This window comes from Peribacillus sp. Aquil_B1, from assembly GCF_022603275.1.
GTDB lineage: Bacteria > Bacillota > Bacilli > Bacillales > DSM-1321 > Peribacillus.
In genome coordinates this window covers 2,260,497-2,285,572 of the sequence record NZ_JAKXEE010000001.1, presented here as the reverse complement: position 1 = coordinate 2,285,572, position 25,076 = coordinate 2,260,497, and the positions used below count along the sequence as shown (strand labels likewise).

26 protein-coding genes are annotated in these 25,076 nt (G+C 41.0%); 23 read left to right on the top strand and 3 right to left on the bottom strand.

Annotation, left to right across the window (positions count from 1 at the left end):
- The first annotated feature begins 52 nt into the window (after window positions 1-52).
- The 6 genes from MPH60_RS11200 (at window position 53) to MPH60_RS11175 (ending at window position 2,545) form a co-directional block, all read left to right on the top strand.
- Complete coding sequence (locus MPH60_RS11200; protein WP_241588757.1) at window positions 53-586, top strand: TlpA disulfide reductase family protein; 534 nt, start codon at window positions 53-55, stop codon at window positions 584-586.
- A gap of 337 nt (window positions 587-923) precedes the next feature.
- A complete protein-coding gene (locus MPH60_RS11195; RefSeq protein ID WP_072272906.1) occupies window positions 924-1,052 on the top strand; it encodes an FbpB family small basic protein in 129 nt (42 codons plus the stop codon).
- A 129-nt stretch (window positions 1,053-1,181) separates the two neighbouring features.
- On the top strand, window positions 1,182-1,325 hold the full coding sequence (locus MPH60_RS11190) for an acid-soluble spore protein N (protein WP_048678620.1): 144 nt from the start codon (window positions 1,182-1,184) through the stop codon (window positions 1,323-1,325).
- A 66-nt stretch (window positions 1,326-1,391) separates the two neighbouring features.
- The gene (gene tlp / locus MPH60_RS11185; protein WP_241588756.1) at window positions 1,392-1,637 is read left to right on the top strand and encodes a small acid-soluble spore protein Tlp; all 246 of its coding nucleotides are present in this window, start codon (window positions 1,392-1,394) and stop codon (window positions 1,635-1,637) included.
- A 158-nt stretch (window positions 1,638-1,795) separates the two neighbouring features.
- On the top strand, window positions 1,796-2,227 hold the full coding sequence (locus tag MPH60_RS11180; protein WP_241588755.1) for an acyl-CoA thioesterase: 432 nt from the start codon (window positions 1,796-1,798) through the stop codon (window positions 2,225-2,227).
- A gap of 24 nt (window positions 2,228-2,251) precedes the next feature.
- Window positions 2,252-2,545: a hypothetical protein gene (locus tag MPH60_RS11175; protein ID WP_241588754.1), complete on the top strand. Its 294-nt coding sequence runs from the start codon at window positions 2,252-2,254 to the stop codon at window positions 2,543-2,545.
- 37 nt (window positions 2,546-2,582) lie between these two features.
- On the opposite strand, the gene MPH60_RS11170 is transcribed toward MPH60_RS11175, so the two are convergent.
- Complete coding sequence (locus tag MPH60_RS11170) at window positions 2,583-2,879, bottom strand: HesB/YadR/YfhF family protein (RefSeq protein ID WP_241588753.1); 297 nt, start codon at window positions 2,877-2,879, stop codon at window positions 2,583-2,585.
- Between the two features lie 91 nt (window positions 2,880-2,970).
- Here MPH60_RS11170 and MPH60_RS11165 point away from each other — a divergent pair, with 91 nt between their 5' ends.
- Window positions 2,971-3,456 carry an NUDIX hydrolase gene (locus tag MPH60_RS11165; RefSeq protein WP_241588752.1) on the top strand — a complete coding sequence of 162 codons (486 nt, stop codon included), beginning with the start codon at window positions 2,971-2,973 and terminating at the stop codon, window positions 3,454-3,456.
- Window positions 3,457-3,802: 346 nt separating this feature from the next.
- On the opposite strand, the gene MPH60_RS11160 is transcribed toward MPH60_RS11165, so the two are convergent.
- The gene (locus MPH60_RS11160) at window positions 3,803-3,952 is read right to left on the bottom strand and encodes a YycC family protein (protein WP_065310839.1); all 150 of its coding nucleotides are present in this window, start codon (window positions 3,950-3,952) and stop codon (window positions 3,803-3,805) included.
- A 327-nt stretch (window positions 3,953-4,279) separates the two neighbouring features.
- Between MPH60_RS11160 and MPH60_RS27795 the strand changes: the two genes are divergently transcribed.
- Window positions 4,280-5,578: a globin-coupled sensor protein gene (locus MPH60_RS27795; protein WP_272492769.1), complete on the top strand. Its 1,299-nt coding sequence runs from the start codon at window positions 4,280-4,282 to the stop codon at window positions 5,576-5,578.
- Between the two features lie 56 nt (window positions 5,579-5,634).
- Here MPH60_RS27795 and plsY read toward each other — a convergent pair whose 3' ends face one another.
- On the bottom strand, window positions 5,635-6,222 hold the full coding sequence (gene plsY, locus MPH60_RS11145) for a glycerol-3-phosphate 1-O-acyltransferase PlsY (RefSeq protein WP_192204579.1): 588 nt from the start codon (window positions 6,220-6,222) through the stop codon (window positions 5,635-5,637).
- A gap of 481 nt (window positions 6,223-6,703) precedes the next feature.
- Here plsY and MPH60_RS11140 point away from each other — a divergent pair, with 481 nt between their 5' ends.
- From MPH60_RS11140 to MPH60_RS11070, 15 genes are all read left to right on the top strand, one after another.
- Window positions 6,704-7,114 carry a CoA-binding protein gene (locus MPH60_RS11140; protein ID WP_241588751.1) on the top strand — a complete coding sequence of 137 codons (411 nt, stop codon included), beginning with the start codon at window positions 6,704-6,706 and terminating at the stop codon, window positions 7,112-7,114.
- A 367-nt stretch (window positions 7,115-7,481) separates the two neighbouring features.
- A complete protein-coding gene (parE, locus tag MPH60_RS11135; RefSeq protein ID WP_241588750.1) occupies window positions 7,482-9,467 on the top strand; it encodes a DNA topoisomerase IV subunit B in 1,986 nt (661 codons plus the stop codon).
- Window positions 9,457-11,901, top strand: a complete 2,445-nt coding sequence (parC, locus tag MPH60_RS11130) for a DNA topoisomerase IV subunit A (protein ID WP_241588749.1) — start codon at window positions 9,457-9,459, stop codon at window positions 11,899-11,901. Before parE ends, parC begins: the two co-directional genes overlap by 11 nt.
- A 324-nt stretch (window positions 11,902-12,225) precedes the next feature.
- A complete protein-coding gene (locus MPH60_RS11125; protein WP_241588748.1) occupies window positions 12,226-13,827 on the top strand; it encodes a long-chain-fatty-acid--CoA ligase in 1,602 nt (533 codons plus the stop codon).
- A gap of 39 nt (window positions 13,828-13,866) precedes the next feature.
- Complete coding sequence (locus MPH60_RS11120) at window positions 13,867-15,018, top strand: acyl-CoA dehydrogenase family protein (RefSeq protein ID WP_241588747.1); 1,152 nt, start codon at window positions 13,867-13,869, stop codon at window positions 15,016-15,018.
- Between the two features lie 26 nt (window positions 15,019-15,044).
- The gene (locus tag MPH60_RS11115) at window positions 15,045-16,220 is read left to right on the top strand and encodes an acyl-CoA dehydrogenase family protein (RefSeq protein ID WP_241588746.1); all 1,176 of its coding nucleotides are present in this window, start codon (window positions 15,045-15,047) and stop codon (window positions 16,218-16,220) included.
- A gap of 20 nt (window positions 16,221-16,240) precedes the next feature.
- Window positions 16,241-17,005 carry an SDR family oxidoreductase gene (locus MPH60_RS11110; protein ID WP_241588745.1) on the top strand — a complete coding sequence of 255 codons (765 nt, stop codon included), beginning with the start codon at window positions 16,241-16,243 and terminating at the stop codon, window positions 17,003-17,005.
- 16 nt (window positions 17,006-17,021) lie between these two features.
- Window positions 17,022-17,474, top strand: a complete 453-nt coding sequence (locus tag MPH60_RS11105; RefSeq protein ID WP_101221909.1) for a MaoC family dehydratase N-terminal domain-containing protein — start codon at window positions 17,022-17,024, stop codon at window positions 17,472-17,474.
- Window positions 17,471-17,872 carry a MaoC/PaaZ C-terminal domain-containing protein gene (locus tag MPH60_RS11100; protein WP_057914834.1) on the top strand — a complete coding sequence of 134 codons (402 nt, stop codon included), beginning with the start codon at window positions 17,471-17,473 and terminating at the stop codon, window positions 17,870-17,872. The genes MPH60_RS11105 and MPH60_RS11100 overlap by 4 nt, the downstream gene beginning before the upstream one ends.
- A gap of 128 nt (window positions 17,873-18,000) precedes the next feature.
- Entirely contained in the window at window positions 18,001-19,698 is a 1,698-nt protein-coding gene (locus tag MPH60_RS11095; protein WP_241588744.1) for a sigma-54 interaction domain-containing protein, read from the top strand.
- A 706-nt stretch (window positions 19,699-20,404) separates the two neighbouring features.
- Window positions 20,405-21,268, top strand: coding sequence for a branched-chain amino acid ABC transporter permease (locus MPH60_RS11090; RefSeq protein WP_241588743.1), 864 nt, complete (start codon window positions 20,405-20,407; stop codon window positions 21,266-21,268).
- A gap of 1 nt (window position 21,269) precedes the next feature.
- Complete coding sequence (locus tag MPH60_RS11085; protein WP_241588742.1) at window positions 21,270-22,265, top strand: branched-chain amino acid ABC transporter permease; 996 nt, start codon at window positions 21,270-21,272, stop codon at window positions 22,263-22,265.
- A gap of 2 nt (window positions 22,266-22,267) precedes the next feature.
- Window positions 22,268-23,032: an ABC transporter ATP-binding protein gene (locus MPH60_RS11080; protein WP_137018495.1), complete on the top strand. Its 765-nt coding sequence runs from the start codon at window positions 22,268-22,270 to the stop codon at window positions 23,030-23,032.
- Complete coding sequence (locus MPH60_RS11075) at window positions 23,025-23,732, top strand: ABC transporter ATP-binding protein (RefSeq protein WP_214746594.1); 708 nt, start codon at window positions 23,025-23,027, stop codon at window positions 23,730-23,732. The genes MPH60_RS11080 and MPH60_RS11075 overlap by 8 nt, the downstream gene beginning before the upstream one ends.
- 22 nt (window positions 23,733-23,754) lie before the next feature.
- Window positions 23,755-24,936: an ABC transporter substrate-binding protein gene (locus MPH60_RS11070; RefSeq protein ID WP_241588741.1), complete on the top strand. Its 1,182-nt coding sequence runs from the start codon at window positions 23,755-23,757 to the stop codon at window positions 24,934-24,936.
- Window positions 24,937-25,076 lie beyond the last annotated feature (140 nt).

Sequence of the window (25,076 nt, the reverse complement as noted above, 5' to 3'; positions counted from 1 at the left end):
ATTTCTGGAAATGGACTAATATTTTTATTGTAATGGGATTAGGGGGACGAGTATGCTTAAAAAAATTATTGCTTCGGTGGCCTTACTATCACTTATTACTGTAGCGATCGTGCAGGCGATGGATAATGACTCAAAGGAAAATGACGAAAATGATGCTCTAGGCGGATTGAAAATAGGAGCTAAAGCACCGAATTTCTCCCTGAAAACTTTAGATGGGGAGCAAGTTGAATTATCCGATTACAAGGGCAAAAAGGTAATGCTGAATTTTTGGGCAACGTGGTGTCCGCCTTGCAAGAAAGAAATGCCGGATATGGAGAAGTATTCACAGCAAGCGGGTGATGATGTCGTCGTACTTGCCGTCAATATTGACCCTGAAAATGATGTACAAGCATTTGTAGAGGATAATGGAATTACTTTTACCATACCGCTGGACAGTCAAAGTGCCAAAAATCCAGTGAATGAGCGCTACAAGATTCTTAGCATACCGACAACTTACTTCATCGACAAAGAAGGCATCATCAGGAATAAGGTAATTTCAGCCATGCAATTAAAAGATATGGAACGAAATATAAATAGTATGCAGTAGGGGAAAAACCCGGTTAAATACTTGTGGCTAGGAAACTTGGCGGCAGTTAGAGTGTTCTGAAAACAAAGAATTCGGTTTGACGGAACCTTTATGAGGTTCCGTTTTATTGTATGTTAACAAAGTTGTCAAACTTTGATGGAAAAATCAAAAAATTTAAAAAATTATGGTTAATGTTCATGGAAAAAGGGTTAAAGTATAGAGAGCGGATAAATGGAATTTTAATCAGAATAAAAATCTGATAATTATGACAATTATAGGGGTGTAAACCATATAGTCATAATTTTACGTTAATTTGGCAATACTGAAAATTATATTAAAAAATAAGTAGGTGAAAAGCATGAAAAAAAGAAAAAGGACATTTGAAGAATTAATTAAAGAAAACAAAAGGGAATTATTGATGGACGTTAAGCAAATGGAAAGACTTGAGGAACGTCTTGAAAAAAAACATATGCAAAAGGCTGAATAGCTTTTGCTTAAAAGAGCCAGTGCCATGAAGGTTTCTTCAAGGTGCTGGCTCTTTTTTCATGGCTTTTTCAAAAACTGGCATTCATGAATTACCTCTTTTTTATCCATGATAAGAGAAGGAGGCGATAAAATGGGTAATCCAAAAAAAGATTCAAAACACTTTAGACCGAGCCATCAAGGGACACAACCAATAGCAGCTGGTGGGAATAATGGTAAGAAAATGCAGGACAAATCCGGTAAACATGCTCAGGTCATTCAAACAAAAGGCGAGTAATCAAAGGGCCTAAGCTAATAAAGTAATCGTAATAATATTATAAATAAAAAACATGAGGTGAAATTAATGGGCACAAATAAGCACAATCCGGATAATCGTTTGGATAATGTTGAAAAAATTCAAGATGCAATAGAAAATACGGAAGAGAACATAACCGCTGCAAATGAAACGTTATCATTCTCTTCAGGGGTGGAGAAACAGGCAATTGAGGTTAAAAATGAACGAAGAAGAAAGAGCATCGATGGAATGAAGGAAGAAATGCAAGATGAGCAGGAAGCACGGGAAAGCGGTTATAGTAACGATAATATGTAATCAAATAGGGGAAGGGGAGAAAGATGCGAGTAATCTTTCTCCTCTTTTATTTAGGTTCATCGAAGGGAAGCAGTCCAGATTAAGACAGCTTAAATGAAATTTGCACAATTGTTATGGTAAAATGTTTATTGCAATAGAAATGAAAGTGGGGAAACAAAATGTTCATAGCTGAAAACGAAATTGAAGTGCGATATGCAGAGACAGATCAAATGGGTGTTGTTTACCATGCGAATTATTTTATATGGATGGAACTGGGCAGGACAAAATTGATAAATGATTTAGGGTTTTATTATGCTGATATGGAAGCGGATGGCATCCTCTCACCTGTTATGGATATCCAGGCTTCGTATAAAACCCCTGTTAGATATGGCGATAAGGTAAAAGTTAAAACCTGGATTGAAAAATATGACGGCTTGCGGGTCGTTTATGGGTATGAGATCGTTAATGGGAAAAATGAAGTGGCTGCTACAGGTCATTCTTCCCACGTTTGCGTTAAAAGGGAGAGCTTCCGCCCGATATCCATTAAACGCTTGTATCCAGAATGGCATGAGGCCTATGAGAAAAATAAAAAACAGGATGATTTGATTTAATTATAATTATTGAGGTGATCAAAAATGGCTTTTGGGATAAAACGGGTAGACGTAGTAGCCTGGAAGCAGAAAATCGATCAAGGCCAAATAGCTTTTTTGACACATTATTGGCTGGATGACCGATTTCCCGGTTGCAAGACGGTTACAAAAGTCGGATGCAAAGATTTACGGCGTTTATCGGAGTGGGGTAAGCAATACGGGCTTAAAAAAGAGTGGATTCATCACAGGAAGGATGGTTATTCACATTTCGATCTTTTAGGGGAAAAGCAAGCGGAAATTCTTAGGGCGGAAAATATTAAAGAGCGTCTGCTCGATTGAACAAGAAAAAACAGCAGTTTACACCGCTGCTTTAATGTCAAACACTCTTTTCATAGTGAAATTCTGGTTCAGTCAGTTTTTCATTAAAAGTAATAAGTAAATCGTGACCATCAAAGTACCATAAATCTTTTTCTTCTACATAAAAATTAATCTCATTCATAGTTGTTGCGGCTGCTGCAGTTTCAGGTTCTTCCTGCATGATACCTAATGAAAAGCCGCTTTGGACGGTACTATGCCCGCCATATCTTACATAAAAGCGTAAATGAGAGCCTTCTTGAAGCCCCAGCTCATCCATATACCACTTAGCTGCTTGATCGGAAATGGTCAGTTTCATACTCATTCTCCTTCCTAGAGGTTCGTTATTTAAGTATAAAGTAATTATGAAGTAGATGCGAATAATGTGCGTTCAAGAAAGGATATAACCTATGGATATTATCTATAATATTTGTTTCATAACGCGAAAAAAATTCAATGAAGTCGAAGTGTTGATGCTATTTCGCCAAAAGAATCCCAATAAGCATAAATGGAATGGTATAGGCGGGAAGATAGACCAAGGTGAAACCATCGATGAATCGATGGAACGCGAAATTTTTGAAGAAACTGGATTGAAAGTAAGGGGGATGGCCTTTCGGGGGATCGTGACATGGAATCAAACGGGTGGAATGTATGTTTACAGAGCTGAAGATGCAGGGGGCGGGCTATCTGCCTGTGATGAAGGGGAACTTGCCTGGAAGCCGTATCAATGGGTTATGGAGGCAAGTGATGTTGTGTCCAATATAAAGTATTACCTAAAAGATATATTACAGGATGAACCACCACAAGAATTTGTCTGTACCTATGAAAATGAACAATTAATATCAGTCAAAAAAAGGCCATTGCCTGATTGGGCAAAGGAATTGACTTTCAATTGAAAACCGCCCATGTGCGGTTTTTTTGCTTTTTTGATTCCTAAGCTAAATATAACTAAGTAGCAGATTAGGAATTTTGGTATTTTTAAGCAAGGTACTGAAATTATTTAATGTGATGATTTACGATAAAAGAGTTGTTAAAGGAAATACGGAAATGGTGCTTTTTTGATTATTGGCTAAGTGGGGGTTATTTACATTAGGTTATATCCCGATTTATAAGGCAAGAGTATTTAATTAGTAACTGGGGGGAGTCTATAGAGGACCGAAAAGAAAAACAATTTATGCGACGAAATTAAGGTCGTATCGCACACCTAGAAGTATTCACAAAAATAGCTGCAGATTCCTGCAGCTATTTTGTATTTCCTTTTTCTTTTGCTTCAGCCTCGGCAAGCTTTCTCAGCAAAACAGGTGTAGGCATATGCATGATTTGCTCTAAAGGCAAGTTTAGTGACTTGGATAACTTTAATGCGGTTTCCGGTGATATTTGCAATGGCTTCATGGAATTTTCTCCTATCGATATTTAATAACTAGTTACAGTGTAGCCTCTGTTCCACTATTATTCAATCCTTACTTGACCATTTCTCCATTAAACGAAATCCATACTATTCCTTTCATGGGAAGTTAATGTGGAAAAGATATAGGTCCTTTTACCTTGACAAATGGCTTGGATTGAGGCCAAAATAAAAATATGTGTAGTCTATATGAATTATTTTATTCATATGAATCTGATTCATTTTATTCTATTTGGATATAAAGACCTATACAATATTGATAGAATATCTTGGATCCGCTTTATCGTGAATTACAAAATCAGGGGGAGTGGGATATGGGGATCTTCATGAAAGCGAAGTCGGAAAAAGCAATCTGGTTTCAAAAAGCAAAAGAAACAGATGGCATATTGGATGTAAGCAGTGAACAGGTGAAAATGCAGGTGACTATCATCGATTTAACCGAATTCGATTTAAAGCTGATCCATGCCTTTAGAGAGGCAATAGAGCCCCAGTTAGAGGGAGTTGTTGATGCCTTTTATCAAACGATTCTGCAGGTTCCTGATTTGAAAGGGATAATCACAGAACACAGCACGGTGGGAAAATTGAGGAAAACGTTAATTACCCATATGCTATCTTTATTCAATGGTGTGATTGACGATGAGTTTGTTGAATTGCGGACGAAGGTGGCGAAGACTCATTATCGAATTGGCCTACAGCCCCTGTGGTATTCATCTGGTTTTCAAAATGTTCAAAATTACTTGCAAAGAATTGTCTTTGATCAAACCAAGAATGAAGAAGAGCAGCAGGCATTAATATCAGCGATAGGAAAAATACTCAATCTCGAACAGCAATTGGTCCTTGAGGCATATGAAGTTGAAAATTTAAAAGCTAGGGAAAATCAATATAAGGAAATAAAAGAGGAAGTGAGAAGGAAAATCTCGTTTGTTAGTGAAGAAGTCCTGAATTTAAGTGAGGAAACGGATGCTTCCGTAAAGCAATTGATAGAAAACGGGCAATATGTCAAAACGCAAATCGCAACGCGTGCTGAACAATCACTTCGTTCAAAAACAATGGCTGAAGAGGGGCAGGATCGTATGCAGATCTTAACGGAAAAGATACAAAATCTTGTTATCTTCATGAAAAATGTTGATGAAAAGATCGTTTTATTAAATCAATCTTTCTTAAGCATTACCGAGTTTGTTAAGCTTGTACAGGGAATGGCCGACCAGACAAATTTACTATCATTGAACTCAGCCATCGAGGCAGCACGGGCAGGTGAACATGGTAAAGGATTTGCAGTTGTTTCAAATGAGGTCAGGAAACTTGCAGAACAAACTAAAAAATCGATAGCTGAAATAGATGCAATCGTGCAAACATCAAATGAATATATGAAAGATGTTGTTGATTCTGTCCTAAGGGTCAAGGAAGTGGTTCAAGCAGGCGAGAAAGAATCGAAATTGACAGAAAATTCTTTTAATGAAATAATCGGTGTTATCAAAGGGAATATAACCGATTCTGCAGAAATGGAAATGAAGATTCAGGGATTAGTGTCAATCCTCCAGGAGATCGGAAACGATACTGAAAAGGTTTCGAGGCATGCCGGTATCCTGAATAACACGGCTAATGAATTGTAGAATGGAAAATAGGCCCATGCATACGGGCCTATTTTCACTTGGATATGCGCATGTTCTTATAACCACTTTACCTTCGGTTCAGTTTTATCAATAATCCGCTTGATGTTTGCGCGATGCCGGTAAAAAATGAAGATCGTTATTAAACTGATTACAATAATGAGCGCCGTGTCATGAATATGAAAAACTAAACTGTAGATGAGAGCAAGTAGACAAGCAATCATGGATGAAAGCGAGACATATTTGGATATGTATAAGGATATAAAGAAAATGATGACGGCAAAGACAAAAAACCATGGTTCATAAGCAAGAATGACACCAGCAGAAGTTGCCACCGCTTTTCCGCCCCGAAAGTTTGCAAAAATGGGAAACATATGACCGATGACCGCAATAACTCCGGCTAGCAATAAATGCATGTCCACGCCTAGCATATACGGCAGACAAGTTGCTAGGGTACCCTTAAGTATATCCATGATAGTAACGGTCAGTCCTGCCTTGACACCAAGTGTCCTGAAGGTATTTGTACCGCCCAGATTTTTACTGCCATGCTCCCGGATGTCGATTTTGTAAAATGTTTTACCAATAATTAAACCGGAAGGAATCGAACCGATCAGGTAGGCAGCCAGTATAGTGATAAATGTAAGCATTCTATTACCCTTTCTTTTAAGAAATATCTTCTTTTTTTATCACGTTCAAGGGACGAATGTTCCCCTTTTCAAAAATAAACGTGTAGAAATAGCCAAAAACAGCCTTAAAATGCCTGTTAAGCTTCTCTTATTGTAACATTTTCGTGACAAAATGGTACGGCTGTCCAAAAAAAATCCATTAAAAAAATGAATTTTCCTTGATGAACTTACATCTTTTGATATACGTTAAGTTCATGTAGGGAAAAAGGTTTAGGCTTCCTTATTTTCGTAAATATAAAATGAAGGATGCCTCCTTGTATAAATTGTTACTATACGTGGTAGTCTGTATGAACATAAAGGCAGTTAAGTGAGTCCTGCCTTTTCGAAACCTATTATTTCTTGTATAATGGTTTTTCTTAATAATGGTAATCCGTAAAATACACTTGTTAAGGAATACTCTTTATTCAAATATTACATTTTATTATAAAGGGGATTGAAAAGAATGATAGAAAATCCAAGCAGAGAAGAAATGGGAAAGATGTTGAAAAATTCGAAGCGCATCGCTGTCGTCGGTTTATCTGATAACCCTGAGCGCACTTCATATATGGTATCGAAGGCCATGCAGGATAGCGGTTATGAAATCATTCCGGTAAACCCTGCTGTATCTGAAGTGCTGGGTGTGAAGGCAGTTAAAGCCCTGAAAGATATTGAAGGGCACGTCGATATCGTCAATGTTTTCCGCCGTTCAGAGTTCCTTCCTGAGATAGCCAAGGAATTTGCTGAAATCGATGCAGATATCTTTTGGGCGCAGCTAGGGGTGGAGAATGAAGAAGCGTATAATTTTTTGAAGGAAAAAGGATATACTGTCATCATGAATCGATGCATAAAAGTCGAACACGCCCTTACTAAGTAAAAATGAAGAGCGGAACTTCCGCTCTTTTTTTAAGGTATTGCTGTATCTCAACCCGGAGATAAACTAAAATGCAGGGAAAATTTTATCCATTAAAGCTTAATTTCATTAAAATAATAAAAGTATATTTGCCAAATGAAAATTTACCGCTACAATTAGAATGGTAGCTATGATACGTTTTCATGTTCCAATCAAGGTGCTAACGCTAATAAAAGGGACGAAAAAAATAGAACACTTGTTCTTTATTCGTAAAAGTATTATACTTTTTATATGATATTAACGTATGAATGGATTTATTAAGCTAGTGAGTCATTTCATTGCAGTATGATTTGGCCCGGAAATTGTGTTTAGTAAGGAAAGGGGAATTTCTGTGGCAAAGAAAGTAAAAACAATCGAGTACAATGATGATGCAATTCAGGTACTGGAAGGACTCGAAGCGGTCAGAAAACGTCCCGGTATGTATATCGGCAGTACTGATGCACGCGGACTTCATCATTTAGTGTACGAGATTGTAGATAACTCCGTAGATGAGGCTTTAGCTGGATATGGAGACCAAATTAGTGTGAAAATACATAAAGATAACAGTGTAAGTGTGTCTGATAAAGGGCGCGGAATGCCTATTGGCATGCATAAATTAGGTAAACCGACACCTGAAGTCATTTTGACGATTCTTCATGCTGGAGGTAAATTTGGACAAGGCGGATATAAAACGAGTGGAGGCCTTCATGGAGTAGGTGCTTCGGTCGTTAACGCGTTGTCTGAATGGCTTGTTGTGACCATCAAAAGGGACGGGTTCATTTACGAACAACGTTTTTTCAATGGCGGAAAGCCAGAAACCACACTGGAGAAAATCGGTAAAACCAATCAAGCCGGTACCAAAATCCACTTCAAGCCCGATCCGAAAATATTTTCGGTGACGACTTTTAATTATGAGATCCTATGTGAGCGTCTTCGCGAATCGGCTTTTCTTTTAAAAGGCATGAAGATAGAATTGACGGATGAGCGTAACGACCATAATGAAATTTTTCACTATGAAAATGGCATTGAAGCGTTTGTTGATTATTTAAATGAAGAAAAAGAGACCCTTCATAGTGTAGTCAGCTTGGAAGGGGAACAAAATGGAATAGAAGTCGAACTCGCCTTTCAATTCAACGATGGCTATTCAGAGAATATTTTAAGCTTTGTAAATAATGTTCGGACAAAAGATGGAGGCACCCATGAGATTGGCGCAAAAACGGCCATGACACGGGCATTTAATGATTATGCCAGAAAGATGGGTCTATTGAAGGAAAAAGATAAAAACCTCGAAGGTACCGATATACGTGAAGGCTTGTCTTCAATCATTTCAGTACGTATCCCTGAAGAACTTCTTCAATTCGAAGGACAAACCAAGAGCAAGCTTGGAACAAGTGAAGCCCGTTCTGCAGTCGATTCCATCGTATCAGAGCACTTAGCCTACTTTTTTGAAGAAGATCCGACCACGAGTACCCTATTGGTTAAAAAAGCGATTAAAGCGTTCCAAGCAAGGGAAGCGGCACGCAAGGCTCGTGAAGACGCAAGAAGCGGGAAGAAACGGAAAAAATCCGATGCCATCCTTTCTGGGAAATTAACGCCAGCTCAATCGAAAAATCCCGAACGGAATGAATTGTATCTTGTTGAAGGGGACTCTGCTGGGGGATCTGCTAAACAAGGGCGCGATCGCCGTTTCCAAGCAGTGCTGCCATTACGGGGTAAAGTAATCAATACGGAAAAGGCAAAATTGGCCGATATTTTTAAAAACGAGGAAATAAATACGATCATCCATGCCATCGGCGGAGGTGTCGGTGCGGAATTCAATACGCCGGACACTAACTATGATAAAGTGATCATCATGACTGATGCCGATACGGATGGAGCCCATATCCAAGTGCTGCTGCTGACATTCTTTTATCGTTATATGAAGCCGTTAATAGAGGCAGGAAAGGTTTACATTGCCTTGCCTCCTTTATATAAAGTGAGTAAAGGGACCGGGAAGAAAGAAGTCATTGAATATGCTTGGAGCGACGAGGAACTTCAGGGGGCGATAGACAAAGTGGGGAAAGGCTATATGATTCAGCGCTATAAAGGGCTGGGTGAGATGAATGCCGATCAATTATGGGATACCACGATGAACCCGGAAACAAGGACATTGATACGTGTGAAGATCGATGATGGTGCCCGTGCGGAAAGACGTGTGACAACGTTGATGGGAGATAAGGTTGAACCGCGTCGTAAGTGGATTGAAGCCAATGTCGCTTTTGGTCTCGAAGAGGAATCGAATATTTTAGATAATGAAAATATGTCGATTGAAGAGGAGGTCATTAACGATGGTATTTGAAGAAACGTTTCGAGATTTGCCGCTTGAAGAGGTAATTGGTGACCGCTTCGGGCGCTATAGTAAATATATCATCCAAGATCGGGCACTTCCAGATGCAAGGGACGGTTTAAAACCGGTGCAGCGCAGGATATTGTATGCGATGCATGTTGAAGGAAATACCCAGGAAAAAGGATTCAGGAAATCCGCAAAAACGGTCGGTAATGTAATTGGTAACTATCACCCTCATGGAGATTCATCCGTTTATGAGGCAATGGTTCGGATGAGCCAAGACTGGAAGCTGCGGAAGGTCATGGTCCAAATGCACGGAAACAACGGCAGTATTGATGGCGATCCGCCTGCTGCGATGCGGTATACGGAAGCAAGGCTTTCATCGATTGCCTCCGAGATGCTGCGGGATATTGAAAAAAGGACGGTCGATTTTGTACCGAACTTTGATGATACTTCGGAAGAGCCCATTGTATTGCCTGCAATGTTCCCTAACCTGCTTGTAAATGGCTCTACAGGAATTTCAGCAGGCTATGCCACTGAAATCCCGCCACATCAACTAGGTGAAGTCATTGATGCGGCCATTATGCGAATTGATAAGCCGGAAGCGACTGTCGCTGACTTAATGACGGTCATTAAAGGGCCGGATTTTCCTACTGGAGGTATCATTCAAGGCATTGAAGGCATTCGTAAGGCCTATGAAACAGGCAAAGGGAAAATAATCATTCGCGGGTTGGCGGAAGTGGAAACGATTCGGGGCGGCAAACAGCAAATCGTCATCACTGAAATCCCATATGAAGTCAATAAAGCCAACCTTGTTAAGAAAATGGATGAGTTCCGCCTCGACCGGAAAGTGGAAGGTATCGCGGAAGTAAGGGATGAAACCGACCGTACAGGACTGCGTATTGTCATCGAACTGAAAAAAGAAGCAGATGCAAATGGAGTCCTGCATTATTTATACAAAAATTCCGATCTCCAAATTGCATACAATTTCAATATGGTTGCGATTTATAAAAAACGTCCAACATTGATGAGCCTGCCAAAAATGCTCGATGCATATATCGAACACCGTAAAGAGGTAATCGTGAATCGTTCACGTTATGAGTTGCAAAAGGCGCATGACCGGGCACATATCGTCGATGGTTTAGTGAAAGCTTTGTCCATATTAGATGAGGTCATCGCTGTCATCCGGGCATCTAAAGACAAACGGAATGCCAAAGATAACCTCATTGCTAAATTCGATTTTACAGAAGCGCAAGCTGAAGCCATTGTCTCCTTGCAGCTATACAGGCTGACAAATACGGATATTACAGCACTTGAAGCAGAGGCAGCGGAATTGAAAAACAAAATTGAGGAATTGACAAAGATTCTTGGCAGTGAAAAAGTTCTTCTTCAAGTAATTAAAAAAGAACTTCGATTCATTAAAAAGGGCTTTGATGACGGACGGCGTTCCAAAATCGAAAAAGAAATTGAAGAAATCAAAATCAATCTTGAAGTCTTGATTGCGAGTGAGGACGTGATGGTGACCGTAACGAAAGAAGGCTATGTCAAACGGACTTCGTTACGATCTTATGCAGCATCAGGCGGTCTTGATTTTGGCATGAAGGATTCCGATCGCCTGCTCCAGAGGCTGGAGATGAATACAACGGATGTCCTGTTGCTATTCACATCCAAAGGGAACTACCTCTATTGTCCAGTTCATCAGCTTCCTGATATTCGCTGGAAGGAAACCGGTCAGCATATCGCGAACATCATTCCAATCGACAGGGAAGAACAAATCATAAAAGCGATTCCAATCAAAGAGTTTGCCGTGCCGGAATTCTTAGTGTTCATCACGAAAAATGGTATGGTGAAAAAGACAGAATTAGCTTCCTATAAAGCCCAGCGTCATTCAAAACCTCTGGTTGGTGTCAATTTAAAAGGTGACGATGAACTTGTCGATGTCCATCATACCAATGGACAGGCTGACCTTTTCCTGGTTACCCATAACGGCTATGGTTTATGGTTTGATGAAGAAGAAGTAAGTGTTGTCGGTGTTCGGGCAGCAGGAGTCAAAGGGATTAATTTGAAAGAAGATGATTATGTCATTGGCGGAAAGGTTTTGGCCAAGGATAGTAAAGAATCGATCTTTATCGTTACACAGCGCGGGGCCATAAAGAAAATGAAATTAACCGAGTTTGAAAAAACGAGCCGGGCAAAACGCGGTGTCGTGGTCTTGAGGGAATTGAAATCGAATCCTCATAGGGTCATTGGATTTGATATCATTAACAAAACGGACAGTCTATTCATTCTTTCTGAAAAGGGAACCATTGAAACGATTCATGCCGCTACATTAAAAAATCATGATCGATATACGAATGGATCATTTGTTTTTGATGAAACGGTCAGTGGAAAAGCGAAAGAATTATGGAAAATATCATTGGAAGATGACTCCGCCATAGAGCAGTGAATCATTTTTTAAAACGGGATGCTGATCTTGATCAGCATCCCGTTTTATTTTCAAAAAATATCCTTCAAGAAAAACCCCGCATGCCCCGCACTACAAGTTGAGTCCTTTTACGAAAGCACCTCTAAATTCAAAAATGACTTATTGAGTCAATTTTAAATCCTAGCTTTATGAACCTAATATTATTAAGGGCGCAGCAAATAATTCAATTTTGAATTGTACCATTGATTGAATCAGCGTAACACAACAATTTTATTTTTGGCACACTCCTTGCATATTGTTTAGTATGACTTCTTTATTTATTTGAATGAAGAAAGGGGAGGGCCAATGGATAGACCTTGGAAAAAACATATCCCGCAAGGAAATCCAAGCGAGATTGATATTCCTGACATGTCTTTGTCAGAACTATTTTATCAATCAGTCGAACAATATTCGGATAAAACAGCGGTTACGTTCAGGGAGCAGAGGTATACATATTCAGAGTTGGGGGCGTTAGTGAAAAGATGTGCCCGCTTGCTTGCTGCTGAAGGGATTGGAAAGGGAGATCGAGTGGCTATTATGCTTCCTAATTGTCCCCAATATCCAATTGGTTTTTTTGGAACTCTTTTGAATGGAGCCATTGTTGTCCAAATCAATCCAATGTATAAGGCGAACGAATTAATCCATGTCCTGAAAGACTCAGGTGCAAGGCACATCATTGTGCTAGATGATTTATTGCCAATAGTTGAAGCCGTCATAGCTGACACCGATCTTGAAAAGGTATTGAGCGTGTCGCTGGAAAAGGGCAAATGTGAAATGACAAAAAAACTGCTATCAGTAACAGAAGCGGATTTCAGTGTGGAGATTGATCCTGCTAGAGATGTCGCCGTTCTACAATATACAGGAGGAACGACAGGTCTTTCTAAAGGGGCGATGCTAACCCATCGTAATATCGTAGCCAATACGTTGCAGAGTGCAGCCACTTCAAGAATCAATACTCAAAAGGGTAAGGAAAGGGTACTTGGCGTTTCCCCATTATTTCATGTTTACGGCATGACTTCAGGGATGAACCTGACGTTTTATAATGGCGGGGAATTAATTCTTGTATCCAGGTTTGAGGTGAGGGAAATCGTCGATATTATCAATAATCTTAAACCGACAATTTTTCCAGGGGTACCGACGATGTACATTGCTTTATTACAATATTACCAGTCCCATCCATTTGATTTGCATGCATTGAAATCTTGCGTTTCGGGTTCGTCACCATTGCCATTGAATGTATTATCAAGGTTTAACGAACTGAGCGGGACAAAGATTGCAGAAGGCTATGGCCTATCCGAGGCGTCACCAGTCACGCACCGGAATCCAGTTAGCGGCCTGCAAAAACCCGGAAGTATCGGGATTCCGATACAAAATACGGATGCCGCCATAATTGACAGTATTACAGGGGAGCCTGCCCTCTTGGTTGATACACCAGGTGAATTGGTCATAAAGGGTCCACAGATAATGAAAGGTTATTGGGGCATGCCTGAAGAGACGCGGCAGACGATTCAAAACGGATGGCTGCATACCGGTGATATTGCCAAGATGGATGAAGATGGCTTCTTTTACATTGTGGGACGGAAGAAAGAAATGATCATAGCAGGCGGATTCAATATCTATCCAATTGAAATTGAAGATATATTATACAGCCATCCTAAGGTTCTGGAAGCTGCCGTCTTTGGCGTTCCCGATCAATATCGCGGTGAAACGGTACATGCAGCGGTAGTTCTAAAACCAAGTGAAAGAATAACTGAAAACGAATTGAAGGATTTTTGCCGAAAGCAGCTCGCTGCCTTTAAAGTCCCAAAAGCAATCACATTTGAAAGTGAACTTCCGAAGACGGCAGTAGGTAAAATCCTAAAACGCAAACTTCAGGAAAAACATATTGCTTATTCGGATAATATATGAAAGCGTTAACAACCAATTCGCAGATAAAGGGGAATGCAAATGGACTTTCGCTTAGATGAAGACATCCTGCTATTAAAAGAAAATATACGCCAGTTTATCGAAGAGCAAATCGATCCATTTTCCATGCAGATAGAGGATGAAGATCATATCCCGGAATCCATTATAAATTTATCGAAGGAAATCGGGTTATTCGGGCTTAGTATCCCGGAAAGGTATGGCGGGCTCGGAATCGGGATGGTGGGGAAATGCGCTTTATATGAGGAAATCGGGAAAACACATAATGGATATACCACTCTGATTGGGGCCCATACCGGCATAGGTACGGTAGGGATAGTCGAAATGGGCAATGAAATGCAAAAGGAAAAGTATCTACCAGATATGGCAAGCGGTAATAGAATTGGCGCTTTTGCTTTAACTGAGCCTGCAGCGGGCTCACATGCTACGAATCTCAAAATGACGGCAGTCAAAAATGGCGATAAATATATACTTAACGGGACTAAGCATTATATAACGAATGCTGATGTAGCAGATATTTTTACAGTTATGGCCGTAACGGACAAAGATAAAGGGGCAAAAGGAATCACCTCATTCATAGTAGAAAAGGATTTTCCGGGTTTTAGAGTTGGTAGCCTGGAAAGGAAGATGGGTCTTCGAGGCTCACATTCGGCCGAATTGGTTTTTGAAGATTGCGAGGTTCCTGCCGAAAACGTACTGGGGGACGTTGGACAAGGGTATGTAAATGCATTGAAGATCCTTGCAAATGGCCGGGCAGGCCTTGCTGCCCGTAATTTAGGATCCTGTCAGTACTTGCTCGATCTATCTACTAAATATGCCATAGAACGTGAACAATTCAATGTCCCAATCATAGATCACCAAGCAGTATCCCATATGATTGCCGAGATGGCAATGGAAATAGAAGCACTTCGCTCATTCACATACCGGGTCGCATGGATGGTCGATCAGAAAGAAAAAATCATTAAAGAAGCGGCAATGCTAAAGTTGTATGGTTCGGAAGTATATAATCGTGTCGCTGATAAGGCCGTTCAGATTCATGGCGGTATGGGATACATGAAGGATTATCCAGTTGAACGTTTCTATCGGGATGCCCGAATCACTAGAATATATGAAGGCACGTCCGAAATCCAAAAAAATATCATTACCGGACAATTGAAGAGAAAATATCAAAACTAGTCTAATTGGAAAGCGGAGGGGTTAACATGGATTTACGACTATCGGATGAACAAAAAATGGTACAAAAAACAATACGCAAGTTCGTGGAAAATGAGTTGATTCCATTGGAAAATGAAGTGCTTCGCAATGAAATGGCAGGGAAACCTAGTTTACCGGAGGGGACATTGAAAGAATTACAGGAAAAAGCAAAAAATGCTGGATTTTGGGGGATCAATACCCCGGAGGAATTTGGCGGGGCTGACCTAGGGCAGCTTATGATGGCAATTGTCCTTATGGAAGTGTCAAAAACGTTTGTACCATTCAGCTTTGGAGGTTCGGCTGATAACATCCTTTATTATGCAAATGAAGAACAGAAGCAGAAATATCTGATCCCTACGATTAATGGTGAGAAAAAGTCCTGTTTTGCCATGACGGAGCCGGGGGCTGGGTCCGATACGCGAAATATTAAAATGACGGCAGTAAAAGAAGGGAACGAATGGGTGCTTAACGGTGAAAAAACTTTCATTACTGGAGGAAATGATGCCGATTTCGTCATGGTCATTGCTGTAACTGACAAAGAACGTCATCAAGCAACCGGGACGGAAGGGGTAACCTGTTTCATTGTTGACCGTGATATGGGCTGGAGATCAGAGTATATCAATACGATGGGAGAATGGGGACCGGCCGGTTTAGTTTTTGATAATGTCAGGGTACCCGAAGAAAACATTTTAGGGGAAGTTCATGGCGGTTATAAACTAGGCTTGGAATGGATTGGGTTTGCAAGATGGATCGTGGGCGCACGCGCTGTCGGTTCTGCAGAAAGATTGTTGCAAATGGCTATAGAGTACGCTAAAGAACGAGTCACATTCGGTAAACCGATCGCGGAGCGCCAGGCCATCCAATGGCAGATAGCTGATTCGGCCGTAGAAATCGAAGCTGCAAGATGGCTTGTATTGAATGCGGCTTTTACACTTGATAATGGAGAAGACAATCGCCATTTAGCTTCAATGGCTAAACTTTATGGAGCCAATATGGGGAATCGGGTCGTTGATCGCGTATTGCAGATACACGGAGGCATGGGCTATACGAAGGAGCTTCCCATCGAGCGTTGGTACCGCGAGGCTAGGCTTTGGAGGATTTATGATGGTACAGATGAAATACAGCGTATGATCATTTCCCGGAATTTGATTAAGGGGCATGTTAAATTAGGACAATTTTTATAATAGATTAGGAGGAAATGATTATGACAGGGAGATTTTCAGGGAAAACGGCTTTAGTTACAGGTGGAAGCAGGGGGATTGGTCGGGCGATCGTCGAACTATTTGCCAGTGAAGGCGCAAACGTGGCGATTATCGATATCAACGAAGAGGTGTTGACATCAACAGGAAATGAATTAAGGGATAAGGGGTATACCATTTTTACCAAAGTTGCCAATGTGGTCAATTCCGAAGAGGTGGAAGCATCCATAACAGAAATAGCCGACACATTCGGATCGCTTGATATTCTTGTGAATAATGCGGGGGTCATCCGGGATAATCTACTTTTCAAAATGACCGATTCAGATTGGCAGACGGTAATGGATGTGCATTTAAAGGGTACTTTCAATGCAGTACGTGCCGCCCAGAAGCATATGGTTGCAAATAAATACGGAAGGATCATCAATATTTCATCGACTTCGGCCCTAGGGAACCGCGGTCAGGCTAATTATTCAGCTGCTAAAGCCGGACTTCAGGGGTTAACAAAAACACTGGCGATCGAACTTGGCAAATACGGGATAACGGCTAATTCGGTCGCACCTGGTTTTATCGAAACCGAAATGACGAAAGAAACAGCTAGGCGGGTGGGAGTGAGTTTTGAGCAATTCATCCAGGATAGGGCAAATAGTATTCCGGTTGCCAGAAGCGGTTTGCCAAGTGATATTGCTCATGCTGTTGCATTCTTTGCCGATGAAGCATCTTCATTCATTAGCGGGCAGGTTTTATATGTTGCGGGCGGTCCAAAAAATTAAGGAAAGGCGGGATGTTATGTTCAACGAAAGTATTGGAAAACGATCCAACCCCGTTAAAAATATAGTTGAACGGGGAGCCGTTAAAAAATTCGCATTATCGATTGGCGATCCCCACCCGATTTTCATTGATGAAGAAATAGGCAGGCAATCAAGGTACGGAACGAATATCGCTCCACCAACTTTCCCAAGGGTCTTTGATTTCGGGACGATTGAAAGTTTAAATCTCCCGAATAAAGGGTTGATTCATGGTGAGCAGATATATCGCTATAACAGGCCGCTGAAGGTAGGGGAAGAAATCACCTGTTATACGGAAGTGAAAGACTATTACGAGAAAAAAGGAAAACAAGGGGAAATGGGATTTCTAGCCTTTAAAAATTATGGGACGGATGCAAATGGGGAAATTGTCTTCACTGCTGAACAGCTTGTCATTATAAATGAAACGATCAGAAGGATGGTGATGAGTAAGTGACGACATTAACCGAACTTCATATTGGTGACTCGTTACATTCAATCGAGCTTGCACCTGTAACGCGACTGGACCTCATTAAATATGCCGGGGCATCAGGTGATTTCAATCCCATTCATACGATTGATGAGGAAGCAAAAAATGCTGGTCTTCCCGGTATCATTGCGCATGGAATGTGGACGATGGGAAACCTCGCAAAGCTTTTCAGCAATCTTTATGAAATTGGTTTTATCGAAGAATACAAGATTCGTTTCAAAGGTATGGTTTTCTTGAATGATGTCATAACTCTTCAAGCGGATCTAAAAGAAAAAAATGGGGATAGATATTTTTTCAACGTTGCGGCCACTAACCAGTCAGGCAAGGAAGCGATTAGCGGAGAGGTTATTTTTAAGACTTACTGAGGGAAAGTAGTGATGAAAATTATTTCATCACTACTTTTTTTCGAGCGAAATTCGACAATATTAAAGGACTTTCGAAAATTATCCAGAATTGTACTTAAAAAGAATTCTTTTTGCGGCGGTGAATAGTAATGAATCAAGTGAAACAGGATTCTCAGATTAATTTGCTCAAAGAATGGACCTTTCCTGCACTAGTCGTGGATTCTGCAAATCGGATAAAGGATTGGGGCAACTATTTTAATCAATCGTTAAATCAGGATGGAAATAATACACTAACCGAACAATTTGATGAGTGGCAATTTCTCGATAATAAAAGGCTTGCAGCTGCAAGGCTGCATGATAAGCGGTATTTATTTTTATTAATGAAACAAATGGATGCTGACAATATTCTATATATAGGCAGTGAAACAGAATTTTTGGACGATTTATTGATTGATGCGCATGAAACGGATAAATTGAATCGCGCACTGGATGCCATTATCGAAAATTCCTATGATGGAATATACATCACCGATCAAGATGGAATCACACTTTATACCAATTCGGCAATTGAACGGATCACTGGCATACCAAAAGAGTATTATATCGGCAAATCTGTGGACCAATTAATTAAACGCGGCATACTGAATGCTTCGGTGACGCATAAGGTAGTGAAGCTGAGACGAACGGTATCAGTCGTACAGGATAATTTTGCTGGAAAGGAAACATTGATTACAGGAAGTCCCGTTTTTAATGCAGAAGGGGAAATAGAGCAAGTCGTTACGAATATAAGGGATTTATCCGATTTAAATGAACTGATGCATGAGTTGACGAAAGTTAATGAACTGAATAATCAATATAAGCAGGAAATCGAAAAACTGCGGAAGATAACAAGCAAGGATGGAGTCGTATTTGTCAGTGATAAAATGAAAATGATTTATGAAATTGCTGAAAGAATATCGGATATTGATGCGACAGTACTCATTCTGGGAGAAACGGGTGTTGGAAAGGATGTCCTTGCCCGCAATATTTATAATCGGAGCATCCGATCTAAAAAAGGAGACTTCATCAAAATAAATTGTGGGGCGATTCCCGCTGATTTATTGGAATCCGAGCTCTTTGGATATGAAGGAGGGGCATTCACCGGAGCCAATCAAAAAGGCAAACCAGGGATGTTTGAGCTTGCAGAGAGTGGGATCTTATTCCTGGATGAAGTTGGTGAGCTTCCCTTGCAACTTCAAGTGAAGCTGCTTCGGGCCCTTCAGGAAAGGGAGATTCAAAGAATCGGTGGTACAAAGCCAAAGAAGATCGATGTTCGCATAATTGCAGCCACGAACCGAAATCTATCGGAAATGGTCAAATCGGGTGACTTTCGTGAAGACCTCTTTTATAGGCTGAATGTCATTCCGATTACCATTCCTCCTCTACGGGAAAGAAGAGAGGATATATTGGCATTGACTGATTTATTTTTGACAAAAGCAAACGAACAATATAAATTCTCAAAAGAAATAGATTCGCGGTTGAAGGAATATTTTTATCAACATGATTGGCCAGGTAATGTCCGTGAATTGATTAATATAGTGGAAAGGCTCGTCGTGCTGACGGATAATCAAATATTATCGATTAGCGACCTTCCGGAAGAATATCAGCCGGAAAATCGGAATCAGCCGAACCTCAATGCTGCCCTAACTTTAAAAGAAGCGGTGGAAAGAGCCGAAAAGGAAATCTTGACAAAGGCGGCTCAGACCTACCAAACTACATATGAAATCGCAGAAGCCCTTGAGTCCAGTCAGGCAACAATAGTGAGGAAACTTAAAAAATATCGATTGAAGGTCAGCGGAAAAGAATAGTTTAGTTATGATCAGCACCTCCAAGGTTGGACCTAATCCAACAATGGAGATGCTGTTTTTTTGTGCGATTTTTGGTTCCTTTTCCTGTTATATCTTCATATTAATTTTTTTATTGATTCAGAAATGATTTTTTCAGTCAATAGTGAATGACGAACTTCCCTTATGGAACCGTTACTTTTGATTTTTATAATTCAATAATGAATTCAATGACTGGTGAACAGCCTTATTGTTGGTGATTTAATTTTGGCACGGCACTTGCATTTATATACAATACAGGAAATTAATCCACTTATTGGTCCTTTAGATGTGTGGAAGGGGTGAACGAACCAGACGATTACCATGGGGAAACCGTTATTAAAGAGAAGTTGGAATCATGGTCTATCCCAAAAACAGCATATGCTTGTCTGCACAATCGTATTGCCTAGATTCATTAGCACGTGAGGTGCATGTACTGTAATAAGTGGTCATTATAAATGAAAGCGCTAACAATGAATCAGGTGTTTTTTACGCTATACCTTAGGCTATATCTGTAAGTGGATAGTATAGGGGAAATAATACTTACTTTTCCTCCCCGGAAGATAAGGCCTGTGAGGGAAAAATTGAAAGTGTTTTTCATCGCAGAGGTGTACTTTCAAAATATGGACAGGATGGTAGGCCAGGGAATGAACAGCAAATTGAAATTCAATAATGTTCAAGGAGGAAGTAAATGGAAATTTTGATCCAGCAGCTTTTTAATGGTTTGACGATTGGCAGCGTATATAGTCTTGTTGCCCTGGGATTGACTCTAGTATATGGAATATTGCATATCCCGAACTTTGCCCACGGTGCCCTATATATGTTGGGTGGGTATATCACGTTATCAATGATGACCTTATATGGGGTCAATTACTGGATTGCCATGTTCGTATCCATTATCGTTGTTGGTTTGTTGGGAGTCCTTTTGGAACGTTTCGTGTTCCGCCTGTTAAGGGAGGCACCTCCATTGCACGATAAGATAGCGGCAATCGGAATTCTCCTTTTTCTTGAAGCTTTTGCCCAATTTGTCTGGGGTGCCGACTTCCATACAATGACTTCTCCATACGGCCAAGTGGTCAATATCATGGGCCTGACGTTCACACTTCAGCGATTATTGATCATCGTATCAGCTATCGCAGTGATGGTTTTACTATACCTTTTCCTTAAGAAAACTTATGCCGGTTCCACGATAATAGCGATGTCCCAAAGCCGTGAAGGGGCGTCATTAGTGGGAATCAACATTCATAAAGTCGCGATGCTTACCTTCATGATATCGGGTGGATTAGCAGCGATCGCTTCATCCCTTGCATCACCGATCAACCTTGTTTTTCCAGGCATGGGGCATTTAGTCATCCTAAAAGCATTCGTCATTATCATATTGGGCGGGATGGGGAGCATCCCGGGGGCGATCGTAGGCGGATATATCCTAGGTTTCAGTGAGAGCCTGGGCGCAACTTATATTTCAAATGATTATAAAGACATCATTGCATTCATTCTTTTAGTCGTAATATTAACCGTGAAACCAACAGGTCTTTTTGCCAAGGGGGAGAGGTAGCGTGAATATATTAACGAAAAGAAATGGGATTATCGCACTTATCATCTTTGCTTTTTCATTCCCCTTTATCGCGCAAAACGACTATTATCTCCATATGCTGACACTTTCGTTCATCTGGGCGATAGCTGTTTATGGAATCAATTTATTATCAGGATATACTGGATATCTCTCACTTGCACATGCTGGTTTTTTTGCGATTGGAGCATATTCCCTTGGCCTCCTGACGGTAAAAGCGGAAATGAACTTTTGGCTGGCACTTGTATGTGCATGTTTAATCACCTGTGCAATTGGGTTTTTAATCGGTTTGATCGCGCTGAGGACAAAGGAACACTTTTTCGCGATATATACACTATGTGTGGGTTACATCATATATCTGGTCATCGATAAATGGGAGGGACTTACAGAGGGGGTTAGGGGATTGATCGGTATCCCTGCTCCCGGGAATATAGGGCCTATCACATTCGATACTGCCGCATCCCAATATTATCTAGTCCTCATTTTCCTGCTTGCAGTGATTTTAATCGTGTATCGAATTATACGCTCGTTGACCGGCAGGACGTATATGGCCATCAGGAATAGCGAGGACCTTGCACAAACCATTGGCATATCCACAATGAAGAATAAGTTAACCGCATTTGTCCTATCCACATTCTTTGCAGGTTTGGCAGGTGCTTTGTATGCTTCATTCATTCGTTTCATTGGACCTGATATCGGATCAACTGCCATAATGTTCGATCTATTGATGTATTTATTGGTTGGTGGAATCGGGACACTTTCAGGTCCATTGGTAGGAACATTATTGTTAGTAATCCTTTCGCAGAATCTGCAATTCCTTCAAGAATATCGAATGTTGATATTCGGGCCATTGCTTACGGTGATCATTATCTTTTATCCGCGCGGAATCGCAGGGGCCTTGTTTGATTGGCAAAGAAAGCGAAAGGATAATGAACTGTCCAGGGTGAGAAGCGAAATGCACATAAAAGCTGAGGAGGGATGAATTTGCTAATCGAAACGAAGAATTTGACAAAGCGGTTTGGAGGATTGGCGGCCGTCAATAATGTGGATTTTACGATTGAAAAAGGCAGAATCAATGCAATAATCGGCCCAAATGGTGCTGGAAAATCAACTTTTTTCAACTTGATCAGTGGCTTTCATCGACCAACTTCCGGGACAGTCCTTTTTAAGGGGATTGATATCACCAAACTTCCTGCCAATGAAATAGCGGGGCTCGGAATTTCAAGAACCTTTCAAACGACAAGCCTTTTTGATCAAACGACCGTGCTGGATAATGTCATTGTCGGTCATAGGCTGCGAACCAAATCCAATCTGGTGGATGCCATTTTAAGAACAAAACGTTTAAAACGGGAGGAAGCGGCTTGCAGAGATAAGGCAATGGAAGTTCTTGATATTGTCGGATTGACGGAATCGGCTGACAGAATGGTCTCCAGCATCTCGCAGGAGGAAAAGAAACGGACAGCCATTGCCCTTGCCCTTGCGACTGAACCGGAAATTATCTTTCTTGATGAACCCGCTGCGGGAATCAATCCGGATGAAACGGAAGGCTTGACAGAACTGATTAAAAAATTGAATAGATCGGGACTGACCGTTTGTTTAATCGAGCACAAAATGCATATGATCATGAACTTGGCAGACCACATCATGGTCCTTAATTACGGAGAAAAAATTGCCGAGGGCACACCTAAGGAAATCCGCGGAAATGAAGCGGTGATTAAAGCCTATTTGGGAGGGAGTGCCAGTGCTTAAGTTAACTGATGTCGCCGTGAATTATGGAAGCTTCACTGCGATAAAACATGTGAATATCGAAGTTGCCAAGGGAGAGATCGTTGTTTTGTTAGGAGCTAATGGGGCAGGAAAAAGCACGACTTTTCGTTCCATAAGCGGAATCAGTAAGCTGTCCAAGGGGGAAATTCATTTTCTGGGCATGCCGATAGGGGGCCGTGCTCCGGATAAGAATGTTCGGGAGGGAATCGTCCAGTGTGCCGAAGGACGTAAACTGTTTCCACAGATGACCGTCCAGGAAAATCTGCGGATGGGTGCTTATGTGCATCGAAAGAAGAAAGCGGAGATCAAGGATTCCTTGGAATACGTCTATCACTTATTCCCGATTTTAAAAGAAAAGCATCACGATGAAGCGGGAAGCCTGAGCGGGGGCCAACAGCAAATGCTCGCAATTGGAAGAGCCTTGATGTCGAAACCGAAATTGTTGATGCTTGATGAGCCTTCGGTGGGACTCGCTCCACTTATTGTCGAACAAATGTTTCGGGTCATTGAAGAAATAAACCGCGAAGGAATCACGGTCTTGCTTGCTGAACAAAACGCGAATGCTGCTCTCGGCATTGCAGATAAAGGATATGTTTTTGAAAATGGGGAAATTGTCGTTCAAGGGACAGCAAGTGAGTTATTAGCCAATGATGAAGTAAGGAAAGCGTATATTGGGGCCTGAAAAAATTGAATGGGGGATTTTTATGAAAAAACTGAAAGTATTATTTATTTTTCTCCTGCTAATGATCACTGTGTTGACTGGGTGCAATAAAGGGGATAGCCCTGTGTCAAGCAGTGGCAGTAAAGGCAAAAGTGACAATGTCGTTAACATCGGTTTTAGCGGTCCTTTAAGCGGGGCAGCAGCGTTATATGGGAAACGGACATTAAATGGTGTGGAAATGGCTGTCAATGAAATTAACGATGCTGGTGGGTTTGAAGTAAATGGTAAGAAATACACATTAAATTTAGTTTCATTGGATGATAAATATCTTCCCAATGAAACAGGGTCGAATGCTAAACGGTTAATTCAGGAATATGATACGCCGATCATTTTCACGCCTCATAGCGGAGGTGTGCTGGCACTTCAGGTTTTTAATGAACAAGAGGAATTCATCATTGGAGCATATACGAGTGAACCGGCAGTGACCGAGAGCGGAAATTCATTAACCGTTCGAATTCCACCGAATTACGAGGGGTATATAGAACCTTTTACAACATATGCAATGGAACATTACGGCAAGAAGATTGCCGCTTTGCCAACATCTTCGCAATACGGTAAAGACTGGACAGAGGCTGTGCTCCCACATTGGGAAAAGCAAGGCGGAAAAGTCGTTTATAATTCCTCGATTGATTTCGCCAAAGAAACCGATTTCTTTACGATTGTCACCAATGCCTTGAAAAAAGATCCTGATGTGCTATTTATCGGTGGTGCTTCGGAACCTACGGCAAAAGTAGCGAAGCAAGCTCGGGAGCTAGGATTTAAGGGCGGTTTCATCATCATGGATCAAGCAAAGCTGGATCAAATGAAGCCGATTGCAGGTTCATATGAAACATTGGAAGGCTCGATTGGCGTTCTGCCACTGATGGACTCAGATGAAGAAGCAATACCTGCTTTCGTTGAGAAATATCAAAAGAATTATAAAGAAGATCCAAGCTCAGAAGTAGGATTGAATTATATCGCCATGTATGCGTTTGTGGAAGCGATGAAATCTGCAGGCAGCGTGGATGATGCCAAGGCCATCCGTAAACATATGCAAGATGGACTTACAAATATCGGGCCGGATCAAAAAATATACGATATTCCCTCGATTGATGAAAATGGAGGATTTGCATCAACTATTGTCGTCGGTGCAGTAGAAAACGGGAAAGTAGTCCCTATCCGTTAACTGGGTAAAGGAATGAGGTATCCCGAGGACGGAGTAGTATACTAGTTTGGCATTTTGTTATATTACTTGTGCGTGTATCGTTCCCAAGTTTGGGGACGGTACACGTTTTTTATTGTTGAAAATATTTTTGGGGACAATAT